Genomic DNA, 19,100 nt, shown 5'->3' with positions numbered 1-19,100 from the left:
TTCAGGTGATCGGAATGCTTGGGTTAATTGCCTCACTGCTTCTATTAATGTATTTGACTATGAAAGGCATCAATATCATCATTGCAGCCATCATTAGTGCGGTTGTGGTAGCTCTTACAGGGGGATTAAATCTGGAGGCCGCCCTGACTGAGCACTATATGACAGGCTTTACAAAGTATTTTTACTCCTGGTTCCTGATCTTTTTGCTGGGAGCGATTTTCGGAAAAATCATGCAGGTAACCAAAGCGGCTGACAGTATTGCGAATTGGGTGAAGGATACGCTTGGCCCGTCAAGAGCGGTATTTGCGGTCGTAGCGGCAGCAGCGATCATGACATACGGGGGCGTCAGCTTGTTTGTTGTAGGCTTCGCCGTTTATCCAATTGCTGTTTCACTATTTAAAGTGGCTAATCTGCCGCATCGATTTATCCCGGCAGCCTTGGTATTCGGATCGATCTCCTTTACGATGACAGCACCGGGGTCACCTGAAATTCAAAACTTGATTCCGACCGAGTTCTTCGGAACGAAGCCGACAGCGGGCGGAATCATCGGGGTGTTAATGGCACTTTTGATCATGGTAACAGGCGGTATTTTACTCAGCCGAATGGTGAAAAAAGCGGTTCAAAATGGCGAGGTATTCTCCTTGCCGAATCACCCGTCCAGTGCCAAAGAGTCGGCAGCTGCACTTGATTCAGAGCTGGCTATGCAAAGGCCGGATGCTGCTCCAGCTGGGAAGGACTATCCGCATGTGATTTTGGCCATCCTGCCGCTGGCGGCCGTTATTGCGATTTTAAACACAGCTGCCAACTTCACTTCATCAACAGCTGCAGCATTGATTTCTTTATCCAGCGGAATCGTTTTGGCCTGTGTATTGATGATTAAATATTTGGCTGGATTCTGGGAAGCACTTGCAAAGGGCGCCCAGGATGCATTAGTAGCCGCTGCCAATACGTGTGCTGTAGTTGGATTCGGAAGCGTTGCTGCCCAGGTCGCCGCTTTTGATACATTTGTGGATGCGCTGGTCAATATTCCGGGCCCGCCGTTAATGGGCCTGGCAATAGCAGTTACGCTGATTTGCGGGATTACCGGATCGGCATCAGGCGGTTTGGGGATTGCCCTACCGATTCTGGCGCCAATGTATATGGCACAGGGTTTGGATCCTGGCGCGATGCACAGGATTTCAGCACTGGCTTCAGGCGGACTGGATTCGCTTCCGCATAATGGCTATGTTGTGACGACAATCCGGGCGATATGCGGGGAAACCCATAAACGTGCCTACTGGCCTATTTTTATCCTGAGTGTGGCCATGCCAACGGTTGTATTAATCCTGGCAGTCATCTTATATTCGATTTTTTAAAAGTCCGAGTTTAATAGATTTCTAATTTTGAAAGGAGTTTTTACTGATGACAACGACAACAACAAGGGTATTAAAGAACTATATCAATGGTGAATGGGTAGATGCAAATACGGAAAAATTCGAAATGGTTCCAAACCCTGCAACTGGGGAAGAGCTTGCACGCACACCGATTTCCACTCGCGAGGATGTCGATCATGCGGTTCAGGCAGCGAAGGAAGCTTTTAAAACATGGAGCAAAACGCCGGTTCCAAAGAGAGCCAGAATTCTTTTTAAATATCAGCAGCTTTTAGTCGATAACTGGGATGAGCTTGCGAAGCTGATTACGCAGGAAAACGGAAAGAACTATAAAGAAGCTTACGGTGAGGTTCAGCGCGGTATTGAATGTGTGGAATTCGCTGCAGGCGCTCCATCCCTTATGATGGGCAAGCAGCTTCCGGACATTGCGACGAATATTGAATCCGGCATGTACCGCTATCCTGTCGGCGTCATTGGCGGGATTACGCCTTTCAACTTCCCAATGATGGTTCCTTGCTGGATGTTCCCGCTTGCGATTGCGTGCGGAAACACATTCGTTTTAAAGCCATCTGAAAGAACCCCACTTCTGGCTAACCGCCTGGCAGAGCTTTTCACAGAAGCAGGTCTTCCAGCAGGAGTATTCAACATTGTTCATGGTGCCCATGACGTGGTAAACAGCCTGATTGACCATAAAGATGTACCGGCTATTTCTTTCGTTGGATCCCAGCCTGTTGCCGAGTATATCTACAAGTCTGCAGCGGCAAACGGCAAACGCGTTCAGGCGCTTGCGGGTGCAAAGAACCACTCGATCGTTATGCCTGATGCAGAGCTTAATGAGTCGGTTAAGGAAATTATTGCTGCCGCTTACGGATCAGCGGGCGAAAGATGTATGGCCTGCTCCGTTGTGGTAGCTGTTGATTCCATTGCTGACGAGCTAGTGGCGAAATTGAATGAGCAGGCGAACCAGCTGACAATTGGAAACGGTTTGGATGAGGATGTGTTCCTTGGGCCGGTTATCCGCCAGGAAAACAAGGAGCGCACAAGCCATTATATTGAAATTGGCGAAAAAGAAGGAGCTTCCCTTGTCCGCGATGGCCGTAAAGACGAAGCTTACCACGAAAACGGATACTTCATCGGGCCAACGATCTTTGACAATGTGGATCCATCCATGAAAATCTGGAAAGAAGAAATCTTTGCTCCGGTTCTTTCCATTGTACGAGTGAAGAGCCTGGAAGAAGCGATTGAGCTTACAAACAAATCCGATTTCGGAAACGGCGCATGCCTATTCACACAAAGCGGAAGCAGTGTCCGCTACTTCAGAGAAAACATCGAAGTCGGCATGCTCGGTGTTAACATCGGCGTCCCAGCGCCAATGGCCTTCTTCCCATTCTCCGGCTGGAAAAACTCCTTCTACGGAGACCTTCATGCCAATGGAACAGACGGCGTGGAATTCTACACAAGAAGGAAGATGCTGACTGCCCGCTGGTCATAAATGAGTACCAGGTACCGCCTGGGTTTTGTCGAAAAAGAGAAGTGTTGAGGCGAGGGCACTGAAAAAGTCCATTTAAAGAGAAAAAAGAAGTTGACTACCTACTATATGTAGGTAATCAACTTCTTTTATTTGCTGTATGTTGATGAAAGTGCTGGCTAATTACTCAAAGTGAACACTTTTTCAGCGGCTTCGTTGAGGAACTTCTCTTTTTTATATTGGCTTTGTTAAAGTACAATGTTGATTTTAGTGGTCTGCTGAGAGTGGAAGACGCTAATCCCGTGAAAGTGCCTTATTCATGTGGAGGTTATTCGATGATGCGATTCAATGTCTAGCGGGAGGCGCATGATTAAGGGAGATCCCGCAGGCTCGAGTGCAAGGAGGGGCTTCTGTTCGCCCGCTGCAGCTTGAGTTTTTTTAGCGGAAATCAACAGACAAAATATCATTGCTTATAAAAATAGATAATTAGCTGTATGTCATTTTGCTTTAATGGCCTGGGATCCATTGGCGTAGGCTGTTGTACTTTTGCAACACAGGTTGCATTTGTGCAACTTTGTATTTAAATGCCTGTACCATAACATTTTATCCTGTTTATAATTCTGAATATTAACAATATATTGTATTTTTGCAATATTAATTGTATCCAAAATCCCATATAACCTGATTTTCCCTGTTGGCACGATACTTGCATTCTTTAAAAATAGCTTAAAAATTTTTCTGATGAAAGGGGATTTATTGATGAAAGGGAAAGTTGCTGTAATGGTTGAGCCGTTGAAAATGGAGTTTCGCGAATTTGATTTGCCTGAGCCGGACAAAGGAGCGGTATTGCTGCGTGTCACTCGTACAAATGTTTGCGGATCTGAACTGCATATTTGGCGCGGTGAGCATCCTACGAAGAGAAAAGGTGTGTTGGGCCATGAAATGGTAGGGGTTGTAGAGAAGCTTGGCGAAGGTGTCACGACCGACTTTGCGGGACGCCCGATTAAAGAGGGCGATCGGGTTGCAACGGTTTATTATGTTACCTGCCGGAAATGCAATATGTGTTTGAAGGGGCATTTCCACCTTTGTGAAAACGCCTATAATTTCTGGAATAAAGATCCGGAGGAATCGCCTCATTTCCATGGAACTTTTGCTTCCCATTATTATATCCACCCGGATATGTTCTTTTATAAAGTTCCGGACAATGTGCCTGATATTGCGGCAGCCAGTGCAAACTGTGCTCTGTCACAGGTGTACTTCGGCCTTGATAAGTCCGGCATCTCCTATGGCGATACGCTTGTCATTCAGGGTGCCGGCGGCCTGGGATTAAACGCAACAGCTGTTGCAAAGGAAAAAGGAGCCACTGTCATTATTATTGATGCGGTAGAGTCCAGATTGGAAATGGCTAAAAAATTCGGTGCGGACCATACGATTAGCATAGCGGAATACGATACAACGGAAAAAAGGGCAGCAGCTGTCCGCGAGCTGACAAATGGACTTGGTGCTGATGTAGGAATCGAGTTAAGCGGTGTTCCAGCTGCCTTCCATGAAGGAATCCATCTGGTTCGAAGCGGCGGTAAATATGTAACGATTGGTAACGTATCCCCAGGTAAGTACACGGACTTTGATCCTGGCTTCCTGACACGCAAATCAATCGAAATCAAGGCAATTGTTCGCTATGATCCTTGGTATTTGGAGAAGGCGCTGCAATTCATGTCCAAGAATATCGACAAATATCCGTTTGCCCATATGATGGATGGCGAATTTGAATTTGAAAATATCCAGGAGGCACTGGATAAGTCAGCTTCGAGGGAAGTAACACGTGCTTCTATTGTGCTTCCGGTTGTGGTAGGAGCAGAAAAGTAAGAGAGTAATAGAATCCGCTTAAGCTGCGCTGCCATTGGTTTTAGCACCGTTAATTGCAGCGGGAGGCGTGTAAGTGCTAAAAAATGAATCCGCTTTCTTCAGCTGCTGCGGTTTATTCAAGGGTGCCGATTCAATGTGCATTGGAAGTGGCAACCCTCAAGAAGCCGCAACTAAAGTAGGCCAGAGGAAAAAGGTCGCCATGAAGCGCTCATGAAGCCTCAAAAGAAGCGAGCCAGAGGAAAAAGGTCGCCATGAAGGGTTCATGAAGCCGTAAAAGAAGCGAGCCAGAGGAAAAAGGTCGTCTGAGGCTGGAAAGGGAGACTCTGCTGGTGCAAGAAGACGCCAAGGGACTTCCTGACAGCCCGCGGAAACCCAGTATGCGGAGCGGAAATCACTGAGCTTAAATTATTTACTATTTAAGGGGGAATTCGTATGCCAACAGATCAAACAACAGCAGAAAGAAAAGGCCTAATCATTGGAGGCCAGGAAATTTTCACAGATTCAGAGTTTGCTGTACTGGATAAATACACTGGTGAAGTGATTGCCAATGTGGCAAAGGCGAGCAAGGAGCATATTCATCAGGCGGTATCGATTGCTCAAAAAACCTTTGATCAAGATCAGCTGACTCCTTATCAGCGGTATGAAATTCTGAAGCGTGCTGCTGAGATTTTAAAGGAGCGAAAAGAAAAAGTGGCTCTTACATTATCAAGGGAAGTCGGGAAAACCATTACCGACGCCCGGGGAGAAGTAGACCGCGCCATCCAGACGCTCACTTTATCTTCAGAGGAAGCCAAACGGATTGACGGAGAAGTGATTCCAATTTCGGCAAGCCCCGGGGCGGAAAATCGCATGGGCTATGCAGTCCGGGCACCGCTTGGGGTCATAGGGGCGATTACTCCATTTAACTTTCCGTTTAACCTAGCCTGCCATAAGGTCGGCCCAGCGATTGCTTCCGGCAATACGGTTGTATGGAAGCCGGCTTCCAATACGGCGACTTCCGCTTATCATTTAATTGATATTTTACAAGAAGCAGGGCTGCCTTCCGGCTATATAAACCTTGTCTGCGGTTCAGGATCGGAGGTCGGCCAGTGGCTGCTTGAGGATGAGCGAATTGCCAAATATACGTTTACCGGAAGTGCAGAAGTTGGCCGCCACATTAAGGAAAACAGCGGACTGCGCCCTGTCTCGCTTGAACTTGGAAATAACTCCCCTAATATCGTTCACCATGACGCAGACCTGGATCTGGCTGCAAAAATGTGTGTGCTAAAAGGCTTCAATACAGCAGGCCAGGCTTGTATTTCTGTTCAGCGCATCTTGGTTCATTCACAGGTATATGACCAATTCCTTGATAAGCTAAAAGCCGAAACAGAGCTGTTAAAGATAGGTAATCCGCTTGATGCAGAAACAAATATTGGGCCGCTGATCAGTAAAAAAGAAGCGGATCGTGTGATGGCGTGGATCAATGAAGCTGTTTCGCAGGGGGCCAAAGTGGTCATCGGCGGAAAACAGGATGGGGCGATTATAACGCCAACGATCTTAAGCGATGTGAACCATGAGATGAAAGTGGTCTGCCAGGAAATTTTCGGACCAGTTATAACGGTGATGCCTTTTGAGGATATTGATGATGCCATCGAGCAGGCCAACCATTCGAACTATGGTCTCCAGTCGGGGATTTTTACAACCAACATCAATACAGCCATGAAGGCAGTTAAAAAGTTTAGAACGGGCGGAGTCATTATCAATGATGCTTCCACGTTCAGGGCGGATGCTATGCCATACGGCGGAATTAAGGATAGTGGCATCGGTAAAGAAGGTCCGCGTTATGCGATTGAAGAGATGACTTTTCTGAAAACTGTCATCATTAATTTATAGGTTGTTTTAAAACGCATGGAGTTCCGTTGGTTGAAGCGGAAATGGAGGGCTTCTGGAAAAATGAATTCGCACTTTCAGGCATGGTGAATCAATGTCCTGCGGGAGTGCCGAATCAAAGGGAGAACATGCAATGTCCTGCGGCAGTGCGGAAAAAAAGGAGTCCCAACAGGCGCGTTATGCGCCAAAGTGGCTCCCGCACCGCCCGCGATTCACATACTGCCTCTAGCGGAAACCAACTTATCAGGGCAAAAGATATTTTTTCGAAGGAGGCTAGACGATGACCCAGGCTATTAAAAATGTATCTTCCATTGCGATTCAGGCCGCGAAGGGGGGGCTGACTCTTGAAGACATCATAAAGAAGCCGGGAAAAAGGACGCTATTTAGTTCCTCAGCCGGTCAGCGTGCCGATCCGGTGTTTACTTTTTATTATCCTTATATGTTTTATGAATGGAAGGTTACCGTTCCCAGATTTATGTTTAGGGACGGAAAAGCCCTTATTCGCATTGGTGTAAACGGCTTGACGAATGTTGCGGCGCAAACCGATATTTGGCCTGATGGTGAAAGCGTGCAGGCTGAACCGGAGAACTGCCTGCCGATTAGGGTTGCAAAAGAGTCAGCCGACGATGAATGCAGGCGGGCACTTGAAAACTACGTTTTTAAGTCAATGCGGCCAGTAAAGCTGCCTATTTATCATTTAAACCGGAAGGAAAGGATTTATCTGCCGTATCATGTTTTCTATGAGTGTTCACGAGGCAAGCAAACGTTAATGGTAACCGAAGCATTAACCGGAGTTACGGCCGAAGCCCGAAAAATGAAGGAATTGTATTCGTGGCTGGAGAGTATGGCAAAACGCAATAGCTGATTATTTTGAAAGCGTTGTCATTTTTACCCTTTTTGGGGAGGTGAAAATATGACTGTGTTGCATTACGGTGCCATATATATTTTGGGTTCCTGGGTAGTCCTGGGCTTTCTAATTTTTAAAACGGATATGTTTAAAATCGATTAATGATTCATTAAGGGGGTCTGTTTATGTCAGTAATCGCTTGGTCATGGATATTAATGGTGTTCTTTATTGGGCTGATGCTTTATCTCGGCTATGCAGGAATGAAGAAAACAAAAAACGCAGATGACTTTGCAACGGCACGCTCAAGCTACGGCCCAATTGCACTGGGGCTTGCAGTCTGTGCTACAACTGCATCAGGTGCCACATTTATGGGGATTCCAGGTACTGCCTATACCTCAGGTTTCCCAAGCTTATGGTATCCGATGATCTATCCGATAGGCATCTATGGAGGGATGCTTTTAACAGCGAAAATGGTTAAGCAAATGGGCGACAAATTTAGCAACCGCACCATTCCCGAGATTGTTGGGGAACGTTTTAACAGTGAATTTCTGCGGGTCGGGCTGGCGCTGCTCTCTTTACTTCTTATTTTCTATATTGTTTCCCAGCTGGTCGCAGCCGCATTGATGTTCCAAACGATGATGGGTTTAAGCTATCAAGCGGGGCTTTGGCTGACAGCTATTGTCCTGGGCATTTATCTGGTGCTCGGCGGATCGCATTCTGATATTTTAACGGATGCTGTTCAAGGCTTCCTCATGTTAATAATTGCCGTGATGATCACGGTTATGTTTTTTACCGGATTTGGCGTAGATGGCGGAGTTACTGCTGTTAATGATGCAATCACAGCCAAAAATCCTCAGGGCGGATGGGACACACTGTTTATTGAAGGGCATAATACTTATGGCAGTGCATGGCTTGTGTTCCTTATTTTAATCGCCCATATTCCTTTCGGCGTGCTGCCGCATATCGGGAACAAGTTCTTCGCTCTTAAAAATGGAAAGCAAATGAAGGTGTTCTTAAGCTTTTGTATCGTTGGTGGTGCTCTCTTGCCAATGATGGCACTTGGCGGACTTCTGGGTGCAGCCGTTATTCCGGGTACGCTGGAAAGTTCAGACGCCGTCATACCGGCCTTGTTTATTGAAGTGTTCCCGCCATTTGCTGCAGCACTGATGGCCGTTGTCGTGTTATCGGCCATTCTTTCTACAGGTGATGGCTTGGTCGTTTCATTCTCGCAAATTTTCGCCAATGACCTTTACCGTAAAACATTTGCGAAAAACAATCCGGATAAAGAGAAGGTGGAAAGGAACTCCTTAATCATTGGCCGGGTCGCGGTTGTTGCTTGTCTTGGTTTGGGAATTCTCCTTGCGTATAATCCTCCTCAATCTCTAGCCATGTTCTTATGGATTGGTGTTGGAGGAATGGTATCGGGTCTTGCGGGTCCGCTTGCAATTGGAGCTCTGTGGAAGCGCGCCAACAAACAAGGGGCCATCTCTTCTTTTTGTGTGGGTGTAATCAGTTATGCGGTGCTGTATATGGGATGGATTCCAGGCCTTGAAGCCATCACAAATCCTTTCGCAGCTTCCGGCTACTCGATTTTAGCTGCGGCCCCTGTTATGATTTTGGTCACTTTGCTGACGAAGCCGATGCCGAAAGAGTTTATAGACAATATTTACGGAACAGAAATGGCTGTACCTGACAGTAAGACGATTTCTCATTAAACTGAAAGAGACCATCCTGCTTGAGCAAATCATCGGGTTTTTGTTTATTGTATCTGGGGTTGTGCTGGGGACCGGGTATATCGATGATTTTATGGTCAGCAAAAAGAGGGAAAAGATTAGCGCACAGGTACTAGGCACCACCCGGATTTTGCCGAATAAACCAGATTTTCGCCAGCACTGTGCCACAAAAGAGATACGCTAACTAAATCATTGGGTTGCTTTCCGGTTATTTTAGCATCAGGTATTTCTGATATTTTAGTGAGATAAAAAGGCAGGGAGCAAAGTTAACCATACTATAATTAGAAGAGGATACTATGTCCAATATGAGGGCGTAGATCCTCTTTTTTCATTCATTTAATAATTATTAATAAGAGTTTGAAAAAATAGTATTGTATGAATAAAATGTGTTAGTACTTGGCTTTTTGGTTTAGGGGGACGTAGCCCACAGCGGGAGGCGTAGTGAGGTCGTAGACCGAGTGTGAATTTTTTTTAGGAGTGGTGGATTATACGTGTACAAGAAGTAATACTGGAGCATGGAAAGAGATATATGTTAATCGATGGAGGAGGAATGCCAATAATTCCATAGGAGGAGGAATGCCAATAATTCCAGTGGTTAAATACTTAAAGTATTTAGATAGGACAGGGAAAAGCAGTAATACACAGAAAACTTACTGTTATGCGTTAAAGCAATATTTTACATATTTACTGGAAACAACGAAAGATTACCGAGAGGTACGTTTAGAGGATTTGGTGGAGTTTATAGGCTAACTTCGAAGGCCATACGAGAGTACTAAAGTAACGTCCCTATCCCCTGTTAAAGGGAAAGAAAACAGAGAAGACTGTGAACCTGACGGTCACGGCTGTTACAAATTTCTATGATTACCTTTATCGTAATGAAGAACTTCCCCGAGACATGGGGGAAAAACTGATGCGACAAGTGTTCACAGGTGGAGAACACGATATAAGAGTTTTCTTCATCACATTATCCAAGATAAGTCGTCCATTCGGAATGTGTTGAAGGTGAAGGAACCTCGAAAGAGAATTCAAATACTCACAAAGGAGCAAGTACAACAAATCGTAGGGGCTACCACAAATAGCCGGGACACTTTCTTAATTCAACTTCTATTTGAGACGGGGTTACGGATTGGAGAGGCTCTTTCCCTCTTCTTGGAGGATTTCAAATTTGATCATGGAAAAGGGCATCGAATTCGTTTAACTGACCGTGGGGAATTGGAGAACGGAGCAAAACTGAAAACTGGTGAACGGGAAATTTTTATGTCGCAATCTCTCATGGATTTGTATGACGATTATTTATACGAAGTCATTGATGACCTGGATATGGAGACGAATTTTTTATTCGTTAAACTGCGTGGCAAGAATGCAGGAAAACCAATGACATATAGTGATGTGGAAGCTTTATTCAAGCGGTTACGGCAGAAAACAGGTATTGATATACATCCACATCTTTTCCGCCACACACACGCAACGATGTACTACCAAGAAACAAAGGATATAAAACAATTGCAAGAGCGTCTGGGACATTCGCAAATTCAAACAACCATGAACCTTTACCTTCATCCTTCGGTAGAAGACATCCGTAAGGATTGGAAAAGGCTCAAGAAGTGTTCCAAATACAACAAAAGAACGGTGGGAGAGAATGAAGCAAATAATAAATTTAGATTTAGAACAACTTGGGTTTCATGAACGAATACAGCTTGTATTGTCAAGCTACCCAGTAAAGATGGTGCAAGCGAATGGCTCACTAATTGTCCAACAACAACAGAATCCTTACTTCCTAATCAACGACATTTGGAGTCTCACCTTTTTAGAAGGCATACCACAGTTTCAGGTTATGGTGAACAAGTATAAAGGTACAAACCGGAATAACCATTTTCGAATCAAAAACCCTTCGGTGAATCTAGAGGTTAAGTATGTATGGTATCAGAAATTATTCCATGAAAAATGGACGCTGACTACAACTTTTTCCGGTCAAGTCGCATTTTTGGGAAGGCTAACAGAGTTTCTAAACGAAAGGTATCCGAAACTCTCCTCCCTCCTTGATATAGATATAGATAATACAGAACGAGAATGGTGGTTTTGGTTGAATTAGCAAGGGCTAGCGACACAAAAAACAATACGAGATTTGATTTATGGAGAGTATAAACAGAGAACAGCCTTGGCAAATTTCCTTCGGAATATCCATTCTACTTTCTTTGATCTTATCGATACTCGTGAGGAATGGGAGAAAGACCGTTGGGATGTACGGGTTTTGTATGACAAATGTGGAATTGAATATAACAAAAGCACAACTGATTATTATATAAACTTTACCAAGATCCAACAGATAGGAATACGTGAGCAAGTGAAAAAGTATATGAAGCAACGCCTCTTAAACAAAAACAATTTCACATGGGGCTCAGCTCTAAGGTATCATAGGTATTTACCGAAATTCTTTTCTTTTGTTTTCATGTTGGAACCTACATGGAGCGATTTAAAGGAATTTAAGCGTTCTCACATGGAGCAATACATTCAATGGCTGCACGAATATGCTAAAAATAATTTAAGACAAAGAAACTCCCATCCCGAAAAGTATATTTCGTATGGTTTATCCATAGTTGGAAAATTCCTTGAGGATATTCAACGATACGAATATACCATCGCTCCTAAAACTCATATGAGACTTTTACTTTTTCCAGAGGACAGGCCAAGACTTAGGAAGAAATCAATTGATCAAATTGATTTCATTCCTGACTTTGTATTAGAGCAACTATTCGCTAACATAAACGAATTACACAAGGGGGTACAGCCAACATTTCGGAAATTTTGTACGCTAAGCAAAATTCGACACAAAAGCGGCGCGGGGGTCATATAAAATATGTATCGTCCTTTATTTATTAAGATTTTTTTAATTTAGGTCTTGATAAACACAACTCTCTGCCTTTTGGGTTCCCGTTAATCCTCTATCATAATTTCCATCTCCAGGACAGCACTGCTGAGGCTTTTTCCATGAGTGTCGATTGCCAGGGAGGTTGTGACACCGCCGAGGAGCGCTTCTTCACATACGAAGTTAAAAGCTTTAATGTTTGGCAAATTGTACCTGGTAATGCTTCCTTTCACAATATGATTTAAATGGTCTTTTACTGTTTCTGCTGTGACTTGGTCTGCAAGCGTGTGGTAGTGTTTTTCGTTATAAGGAATTAACGAGAAATTAAGCGTGTTGCCCTTGTCCCCAGTGCGGCTGTGAGCGATATCGATTAATTTTACCTTTTTCATAGTTTTCACTCCAAAATATCCGTCTTTATGGTAATCGCTGACCGGTCTATCAGGGAAGAAACGATCCCGATGACCTCCTCCGTTCTTTTTCTGGCTCCGCCCCCGCCGGCAGGACCGTTCGTGTACAAAGCTTCCACTTCGTGGCCGATTTGCCTGGCATCATCAATATGCTTGCATAATGCAGCCGCCCGGACTCTTACTTCATATGGTGTATAATCTCCAAATTGGCTATGGTGGAGGGAAGAGACTCCGATCAGGTCGGTTCTTACATCAGGATGCTGTCCTGCTAATCTTTCTTTTAAAATGCTTTCCGCCAATTTTGCTCTGTTTAGTGCAGTTGAACCGGCATAGGAGATTTCCCCTTCGCCTAAAAAGCCAGCATGATAGCCGATTGAAACCTTTAACGTATCGGGCTTCTTTTTTCCGGTGGCTCCTTGAACCCGTATCTGGCTGTTTTCGATTTCTTTTAAATGAACAGCAGTAAAATTGGCGATGCAATCCGGAGTAAGATAGCTTTCAGGATTATGGACTTCATATAAAAGCTGTTCTTTTACAGTCTGAAGAGTGACAGCCCCGCCGGTATCAGGAAGCTTGGTGATGATGGCGGTTCCGTCCTCTTCCACGATGGCAAAAGGGAAGCCCAAATCTGCCAGCCCTTCGATGTCTTTTAATCCTGGATCAGCGAAATATCCTCCTGTAATTTGTCCGGCACATTCTAATAAATGCCCGATTACTGTCCCCTGTCCGATTAACTCATAGTTTTCCAGATTCCATTTATAATGATGGATGATAGGCGCCAGAAAGAGGGAGGGGTCGGCAACTCTTCCAGTTACGATAATATCTGCACCAGTCTCCAATGCAGGCAGGATGGCTTCAGCCCCAAGATAGGCATTTGCGGAAATGATCGGTTCATAATGTTCGAGACTTTTTCCGCTTTCTAGCACTCTGCTGCTTATGCTGATTTTCTTCGTTACATCATCTCCGGTTACCGCGGCAACCTTGCACGTTAATCCCATTTCATTTGCTATTTCCTTGATTTTTTTAGCTGCAGAGATTGGGTTGGCAGCACCCATATTTGTAATAAGCCTGACTTTATTTTTTACCAGTGAAGGCAGGAGCAAGCGTATTCGATCTTCTAAATATTCGTTGTAGCCCAGGTGAGGATCCCTTCTTTTTTGTTTTTGCGCAAGGGCAATGGTCCGCTCGGCCAGCCCTTCTAAAACAAGATAGTCTAAATTCGCTTTTTCTACTAAATCTTTAGCAGGTTCAATCCGGTCACCCGCAAAGCCTGCACCTGATCCGATTCGCAGCAACATAAACACTCCTTTTTTTTGCTAGTTAAATGGCAATGGCTCCTGTAATAAAGGCAATAAGGGCCATGACGATGGTTGTTCCGAACGCCCATATGAAGATAAAGCGCTGATGGTCAGCCAGTTCAACTCTCGCCAGGCCGATCAGAAGGAAGGTAGAGGCCGTAAGCGGGCTTAAAGGGAAGCCTGTCGTCATTTGCCCCAGGATGGCTGCACGCCCGATATTTACCGGATCAACGCCATAGGCGCTGGCCGTTTCGCTTAATACTGGCAGTACGCCGAAGTAATAGGCATCAGGAGTAAAGACCAGGCTAAGCGGCATACTGGTTATGGCAACAATCAGGGACATAAAGGACCCCGTGCTTTCCGGGATGAAGTCAACGAGCGTTTTCGCCATTGCTTCAATCATCCCCGTTCCGGAGAGGACACCAGTGAATATGCCAGCTGCAAAAATGATAGAAACAACGGCCACCATTCCGGTTGCCTGCTCGGTAATCCGTTCCTGCTGCTCCTTCGGATTTGGATAATTCAAAACCAAAGCAATCGCAAAGGCAACCATAAAAATAACTGGAAGCGGCAGCCATACCTTTACCAGAGCGATAATGGTCACGATGGTAAGGAGGAGGTTAAGCCAAAGCAGTTTGGGCCTTCTGGCTTTTGCGTCGGCCTCGCTTAATTCCTGGTTAAAGTCATACTGGAAATCCTGGATTCCGAGGCGCTTTCGTTCTCTTTTTCCCAGAATATAGCTGACAAACAGAACCCAAATTAAGCCTGCAATCATCGCTGGAATCAGCGGGTTGAACAGGGCTGCCGCGTCGATGCCCAAAGCGCTGGCTGCACGGGCGGTCGGCCCTCCCCAAGGAACGATATTCATGGTGCCGGCACTTAGGGTCACCACCCCGGCCAGCACAAGGCGGCTCATTCCCAGCCGTTCATAAAGCGGCAGCAAAGCCGGGATGGTAATCAGGAATGTTGAAGCCCCGGACCCGTCAAGGTGGGTCACCATGCCAATGATGGCTGTGCCGATGACAATTTTTAAAGGATCTCCTTTAACTAATTTCAGAATCCTTGATATGACGGGATCGAAAAGGCCAGCTTTGCTCATAAGGCCAAAAAACAAGATGGCAAAAGCGAGCATGATCCCTGTAGGAGCAACTCCTGTAACCCCATCGAGGATCATGGTTCCTAAACTCTTGATATCAGTGGTGAAAAGGCCGAATACCACTGGCACCAGGATTAAGGCGGCAATTACGGAAACTCTTTTTGATAGAATAAGATACAAAAATATGGCGATTGTTAAAAAGCCCATTAAAGCTAGCAATGCAAAACCCCCTTCATGTTTTTAAAGCGCTTTCACAATTAGTAGATGCAATTCCTGTGCCAAAAATAAAAAGCCTTGATAGGAAAGGCTTTCTGGAAAAGAGGGAAGGGGAGGTTTCTAGAATAGTAGAAACATTTATTGGAAATAACTATCCTCAGGATACGCCTAACAAGGGTTTCTAAAAACTTAGAAGGATTTATCAAATTTCTAAATTTTTAGAAATTTACAGCGGAATGTGAAGCTTTGTTATTTTGTTATATAAAGAGGCGAGTGAGATGCCTAAGAGTTTTGCTGCCTCTTTCTTGCCTTTCACACTTGCTCCGGTTTGTTCGAGAACTTTCATGATCGCTTTCTTTTCAGTCTCCCTGATAAGCTCTTCCAGGGGCTGGAACGGCTTTGCCTTTTTGCCGGCCGGAATGAAACGTTTTTTAATCGTATCTGGGAGATGTTCATTCCTTACTTCATTTCCTTCACACATGCTAATGGCGTAATGAATTGTATTTTTCAATTCCCGGATATTTCCGGGCCAGTCATACTGCTGGAGTATATTCATTGCTTCTCGGTTAATCCGGGCGTCCGGATTGCTTTTTTGCTCGTTCAGCAGAAAGGAAATGAGATCTGGCAGATCATCCTTCCGTTCCCGGAGAGGAGGAATAGAAAGGTGCACAGTGTTGATCCGGTAAAAAAGGTCCTCCCGGAATCGCTCCTTCTGAACCATGCTCAGCAGGTCCTTGTTTGTGGCTGCAATCACACGGACATCCACGTTTTGCTCCTCAAGTCCCCCGATTTTCCTAAAAGTCCCTTCCTGCAGCACACGCAGAAGTTTCGCCTGAAGATCAAGCGGCATGTCCCCGATTTCATCCAGAAAAAGAGTTCCCTGATTGGCCAGTTCGAATAAACCGACTTTTCCATCCCGCTTTGAGTTTGTAAAAGAGCCTTCTTCGTAGCCAAACAATTCGCTCTCCAAGAGTGAGTTGGGAATGGCTGCACAATTAACTGGGACAAAAGGGGAGGAACTGCGCACGCTCTCATTATGTATGGCCTGTGCAAAAAGCTCTTTTCCCGTACCGGATTCCCCGGTTAAAAGAATATTCAATTCTGAAGCGGCAGCCTTCCTGGCCTGGGCAATTATTTTTTTTAGCCGTTCATTATTTCCAATAATATTTGAAAACGTGTATTTTGCCTGATGGATTCTTCCAAACGTTTTTTCCAGCTGGCTAACCCGCTTCCTACTCTTTTTCAGCTCTTTCGTGAGCAGGAATACCTCAGGAATGCTTTTGCAAACAGATACAGCCCCTATGATTTCCTGGTTTTCAAAAACAGGAGCCATATCCACTACATACTCCATCTTATTCTCTTTTCGAAAAACGCCTGCACGAGGCTTCCCATCTTTTAGTACAGATGGCAGCATTGCGCCAGGACGGACTTCGAGCAAGGGCTTCCCGATAATCTGCTCCTTTTTTACGCCTGTTATATTTGTATATTCATCATTAATTAGCTGAACAATTCCCTCACGGTCAATCACAAGTATGCCATCGTGAACCGCCTCTATAATCCCTTTCAGCCACCCGACCTTCTGGCTTTCTGTATGCATTCTCTCAGCTCCCTTTATAAAAATTCACCGTCGCGCTTTATTTACTGAATATTTAAATTATACGGTAAATAGAGAGATTGTACTACTGCCGGAAGGGAAATTCACATTCAATCAAACGTTTGTTTGAAATTTTCGAGGTGAGTATTCGACAAAATTCGGGTGGTGTCTGGTGCTGCATCGGTCCGAATATTGCAATGTTATGCTCACAATATTCGGACTTCTTTTTGTGTAAAGGGGGAGTATAATAGCAATAAATAAGGTTTTCCTTTTTATTTAAAGGTCTAATCTTTGCACTTTTTAATCTAGGGAATCAGTTTTTGGATCGTGTAAAGGAGGGAGCGCTCCCCATGATTCTAGGCCATCGCTGTATGACAATTTTGACGAAAATGGTTCATACTCCATCGCATGTATCACCACAGGAGTTAATAGAGGTTCTGAATGTTTCAAAGCGGACAGTCTATTATGATATTGAAAAAATTAATAGCTGGCTAAAAGAAAAAGGATTGGAAGAGCTTGGTTATGTACGGACTGCCGGTTTTTTTCTCAGTGAGAAGGGCAAGCAGCAGATTAAACAGGCCTTAGGCTCTTTTGATAAAAAAACGGGTTATGAGTTTTCCAAAAAAGAGAGGATTGCCTGGGCTGCAATCATAATACTGACCCGTGAAAAAGCAGTGTTCCTTCAGGATCTTATGGATCAGCTTGGCGTGAGCAGAAGTACTCTTTTAGCAGATATAAGGGACTTGAAAAGGCAGCTTGCCCATTTTCAAATTGAGTTGAATTCTCATAAAACCTCAGGCTATTTCATTGACGGTGAAGAGCAGGATAAACGAAAGATGCTGATTTATTTTCTGTCACAGGTTTTGACCAATCGCGGATGGAACGATCTCTTATCGGAAATTCAGTTAACGATTCAGGATAAGCAGGAATTATCTCCTGAATTGTTCCAGCGTTCAGATTTGGACGCGATTTACTGCATCTTGAGTGAAAGTGAGTCTTATTCAGAAGTCCGCTATACGGATGAAGTAATCGAGACGTTAAGCGCCCAATTATTTTTGCTTATTAAAAGGTTTACTCAGGGAAAGTACATTCAAATGGATCCCATTGAACAAGAAGTCATTAAAAAAACAAAAGAGTACAGTTCCGCCCAATTTATTTGCCAAAGAATTGAAAGCGGTTTCGATGTAAGGATTCCTGAAGACGAAGCCTGCTATATTGCCACCTATTTGCTGAGTTCCAAAATTAGTGACTACCAGGGAACTGAATGGGAGAACAAGGAGCTTAGGAATCTGAAACAAATAGTATCCCGAATGGTGGATGATTTTGAAAAATACGCCTGTGTATTTTTTCAAAACCGGATTGAACTGGAACGGAATCTGCTTATTCATTTAAAACCTGCCTATTTCAGGATCAAATATGGCATTGAGCTGGAGAATCCTTTATCCAAATCTGTGCAGGATTCGTATCAGGATCTGTTTATTCTTACGAAAAAAGTGGTGCATCACTTTGAATATGTTCTCGGGAAATCTGTTTCCGATGATGAAGTGGCCTATATTGCCATGCACTTCGGAGGATGGATTGACAAAGAGGGCGTAAAAGTGGAAGCAAGGAAGAAGGCTGTTGTCGTTTGTGCAAGCGGAATTGGAACCTCAAGAATACTCCAGAAACAAGTGGAAGATCTTATGCCGCTAGTGGATGTAACAAATGTGTTCACGGTTCGCGAGTATGAAAAAGCCTTCCTTGCCGATGTGGATTTTGTTATCTCTACAACACCAGTATCCGAGAAAAACATTCCGGTTTTTATTGTGAATCCCATTTTGAATCCTTCTGAAAAGGAAGCGCTGCTCAAACAGGTTCAAACAGCTAAAATAACACCAAGACCGGAAAATATAGACGCTCTTATGAGCATAATCAGGAAGCATGCTGACATAAAAAACGAAGGCATGCTTTTCCAGGAATTAAAAACCTACTATCAATCGATTAAGGAAATGAAAAGTGAGGTGGACCAAAAGCCGATGCTACATGAAGTACTGACCCCAGACAAAATTCAATTTGCAGATTCAGCAAATAGCTGGCAGGAAGCTTTGCAAATGGCGTCGCAGCCGTTATTGGCTGACCATTCAATCAGCCAGGAGTATATAGATGCAATGGTTGAGAATGTGAAGAAAATGGGGCCTTATATTGTAATAGCTCCAGGTATTGCCCTTCCGCATGCACGTCCTGAGGCAGGAGTGAACAAACTTGGAATGAGCTTTCTGCAATTAAAGGAAAGCTGCTCTTTTTCAGAAAAATCCGGGCACCAGGTAACGCTGTTCTTTGTTCTGGCAGCGATTGATAATGAAACACATTTAAAGGCATTATCCCAGCTTTCCAAAATGCTTTCAAATGGGGAGAATCTTGAAAAGCTGCAAAGTGCAGAGACAGCAGCAGAAGTTTTAGAGATTATTAATCTATATTCAAAAGACTAAGG

General features: G+C 44.4%; 14 protein-coding genes and 1 pseudogene. 11 read left to right on the top strand and 4 right to left on the bottom strand.

What is annotated here, in order from left to right:
• The first annotated feature begins 5 nt into the window (after positions 1-5).
• The 10 genes and pseudogenes from NCCP133_RS12215 to NCCP133_RS21870 all read left to right on the top strand — a co-directional run bounded on the left by NCCP133_RS12215 (position 6) and on the right by NCCP133_RS21870 (position 12,007).
• Positions 6-1,355, top strand: coding sequence for a GntP family permease (locus NCCP133_RS12215; RefSeq protein WP_264805282.1), 1,350 nt, complete (start codon positions 6-8; stop codon positions 1,353-1,355).
• Positions 1,356-1,401: 46 nt separating this feature from the next.
• The gene (locus NCCP133_RS12210; RefSeq protein WP_264805281.1) at positions 1,402-2,862 is read left to right on the top strand and encodes a CoA-acylating methylmalonate-semialdehyde dehydrogenase; all 1,461 of its coding nucleotides are present in this window, start codon (positions 1,402-1,404) and stop codon (positions 2,860-2,862) included.
• 735 nt (positions 2,863-3,597) lie between these two features.
• On the top strand, positions 3,598-4,704 hold the full coding sequence (locus NCCP133_RS12205; protein WP_264805280.1) for a zinc-binding dehydrogenase: 1,107 nt from the start codon (positions 3,598-3,600) through the stop codon (positions 4,702-4,704).
• A 73-nt stretch (positions 4,705-4,777) separates the two neighbouring features.
• On the top strand, positions 4,778-4,918 hold the full coding sequence (locus NCCP133_RS12200) for a hypothetical protein (RefSeq protein WP_264805279.1): 141 nt from the start codon (positions 4,778-4,780) through the stop codon (positions 4,916-4,918).
• A gap of 218 nt (positions 4,919-5,136) precedes the next feature.
• The gene (locus NCCP133_RS12195) at positions 5,137-6,576 is read left to right on the top strand and encodes an aldehyde dehydrogenase family protein (protein ID WP_264805278.1); all 1,440 of its coding nucleotides are present in this window, start codon (positions 5,137-5,139) and stop codon (positions 6,574-6,576) included.
• A 277-nt stretch (positions 6,577-6,853) separates the two neighbouring features.
• Complete coding sequence (locus NCCP133_RS12190; RefSeq protein ID WP_264805277.1) at positions 6,854-7,438, top strand: hypothetical protein; 585 nt, start codon at positions 6,854-6,856, stop codon at positions 7,436-7,438.
• Positions 7,439-7,605: 167 nt separating this feature from the next.
• The gene (locus tag NCCP133_RS12185; RefSeq protein WP_264805276.1) at positions 7,606-9,135 is read left to right on the top strand and encodes a sodium:solute symporter family protein; all 1,530 of its coding nucleotides are present in this window, start codon (positions 7,606-7,608) and stop codon (positions 9,133-9,135) included.
• Between the two features lie 505 nt (positions 9,136-9,640).
• Positions 9,641-10,796 (top strand): annotated as a pseudogene (locus NCCP133_RS21880) (tyrosine-type recombinase/integrase).
• Positions 10,793-11,245 (top strand): hypothetical protein, encoded by a 453-nt coding sequence (locus tag NCCP133_RS21875; protein ID WP_309298064.1) that lies wholly within the window; start codon positions 10,793-10,795, stop codon positions 11,243-11,245. The pseudogene NCCP133_RS21880 and the gene NCCP133_RS21875 overlap by 4 nt, the downstream one beginning before the upstream one ends.
• 66 nt (positions 11,246-11,311) lie before the next feature.
• On the top strand, positions 11,312-12,007 hold the full coding sequence (locus NCCP133_RS21870) for a hypothetical protein (RefSeq protein WP_309298063.1): 696 nt from the start codon (positions 11,312-11,314) through the stop codon (positions 12,005-12,007).
• An 80-nt stretch (positions 12,008-12,087) separates the two neighbouring features.
• Here NCCP133_RS21870 and NCCP133_RS12170 read toward each other — a convergent pair whose 3' ends face one another.
• The 4 genes from NCCP133_RS12170 to NCCP133_RS12155 all read right to left on the bottom strand — a co-directional run bounded on the left by NCCP133_RS12170 (position 12,088) and on the right by NCCP133_RS12155 (position 16,633).
• Complete coding sequence (locus NCCP133_RS12170) at positions 12,088-12,408, bottom strand: AtuA-related protein (RefSeq protein ID WP_264805274.1); 321 nt, start codon at positions 12,406-12,408, stop codon at positions 12,088-12,090.
• 5 nt (positions 12,409-12,413) lie between these two features.
• Positions 12,414-13,724, bottom strand: a complete 1,311-nt coding sequence (locus tag NCCP133_RS12165) for an acyclic terpene utilization AtuA family protein (RefSeq protein WP_309298062.1) — start codon at positions 13,722-13,724, stop codon at positions 12,414-12,416.
• A gap of 22 nt (positions 13,725-13,746) precedes the next feature.
• Positions 13,747-15,039, bottom strand: a complete 1,293-nt coding sequence (locus NCCP133_RS12160) for a CitMHS family transporter (RefSeq protein ID WP_264805273.1) — start codon at positions 15,037-15,039, stop codon at positions 13,747-13,749.
• A gap of 223 nt (positions 15,040-15,262) precedes the next feature.
• A complete protein-coding gene (locus tag NCCP133_RS12155) occupies positions 15,263-16,633 on the bottom strand; it encodes a sigma-54 interaction domain-containing protein (RefSeq protein ID WP_264805272.1) in 1,371 nt (456 codons plus the stop codon).
• Between the two features lie 347 nt (positions 16,634-16,980).
• On the opposite strand from NCCP133_RS12155, the gene NCCP133_RS12150 reads away from it, so the two are divergent.
• Complete coding sequence (locus tag NCCP133_RS12150) at positions 16,981-19,098, top strand: BglG family transcription antiterminator (protein ID WP_264805271.1); 2,118 nt, start codon at positions 16,981-16,983, stop codon at positions 19,096-19,098.
• The last annotated feature ends 2 nt before the right edge of the window (positions 19,099-19,100 follow it).

This window comes from Cytobacillus sp. NCCP-133 (assembly GCF_026011715.1).
Lineage (GTDB): Bacteria > Bacillota > Bacilli > Bacillales > Cytobacillaceae > Cytobacillus.
Note: the sequence above shows the minus strand (reverse complement) of the source record. Positions and strands in the feature narration are given on the sequence as shown.

What these genes read in the sequence shown, in the direction of transcription:
- NCCP133_RS21875 (WP_309298064.1), top strand. Translation starts at nt 10,793, where the DNA reads ATGAAGCAAATAATAAATTTAGATTTAGAACAACTTGGGTTTCATGAA.
- NCCP133_RS12195 (WP_264805278.1), top strand. Translation starts at nt 5,137, where the DNA reads ATGCCAACAGATCAAACAACAGCAGAAAGAAAAGGCCTAATCATTGGA.
- NCCP133_RS12190 (WP_264805277.1), top strand. Translation starts at nt 6,854, where the DNA reads ATGACCCAGGCTATTAAAAATGTATCTTCCATTGCGATTCAGGCCGCG.
- NCCP133_RS12165 (WP_309298062.1), bottom strand. Translation starts at nt 13,724, where the DNA reads ATGTTGCTGCGAATCGGATCAGGTGCAGGCTTTGCGGGTGACCGGATT.
- NCCP133_RS12205 (WP_264805280.1), top strand. Translation starts at nt 3,598, where the DNA reads ATGAAAGGGAAAGTTGCTGTAATGGTTGAGCCGTTGAAAATGGAGTTT.
- NCCP133_RS12155 (WP_264805272.1), bottom strand. Translation starts at nt 16,633, where the DNA reads ATGCATACAGAAAGCCAGAAGGTCGGGTGGCTGAAAGGGATTATAGAG.
- NCCP133_RS12185 (WP_264805276.1), top strand. Translation starts at nt 7,606, where the DNA reads ATGTCAGTAATCGCTTGGTCATGGATATTAATGGTGTTCTTTATTGGG.
- NCCP133_RS12150 (WP_264805271.1), top strand. Translation starts at nt 16,981, where the DNA reads ATGATTCTAGGCCATCGCTGTATGACAATTTTGACGAAAATGGTTCAT.
- NCCP133_RS12210 (WP_264805281.1), top strand. Translation starts at nt 1,402, where the DNA reads ATGACAACGACAACAACAAGGGTATTAAAGAACTATATCAATGGTGAA.
- NCCP133_RS12170 (WP_264805274.1), bottom strand. Translation starts at nt 12,408, where the DNA reads ATGAAAAAGGTAAAATTAATCGATATCGCTCACAGCCGCACTGGGGAC.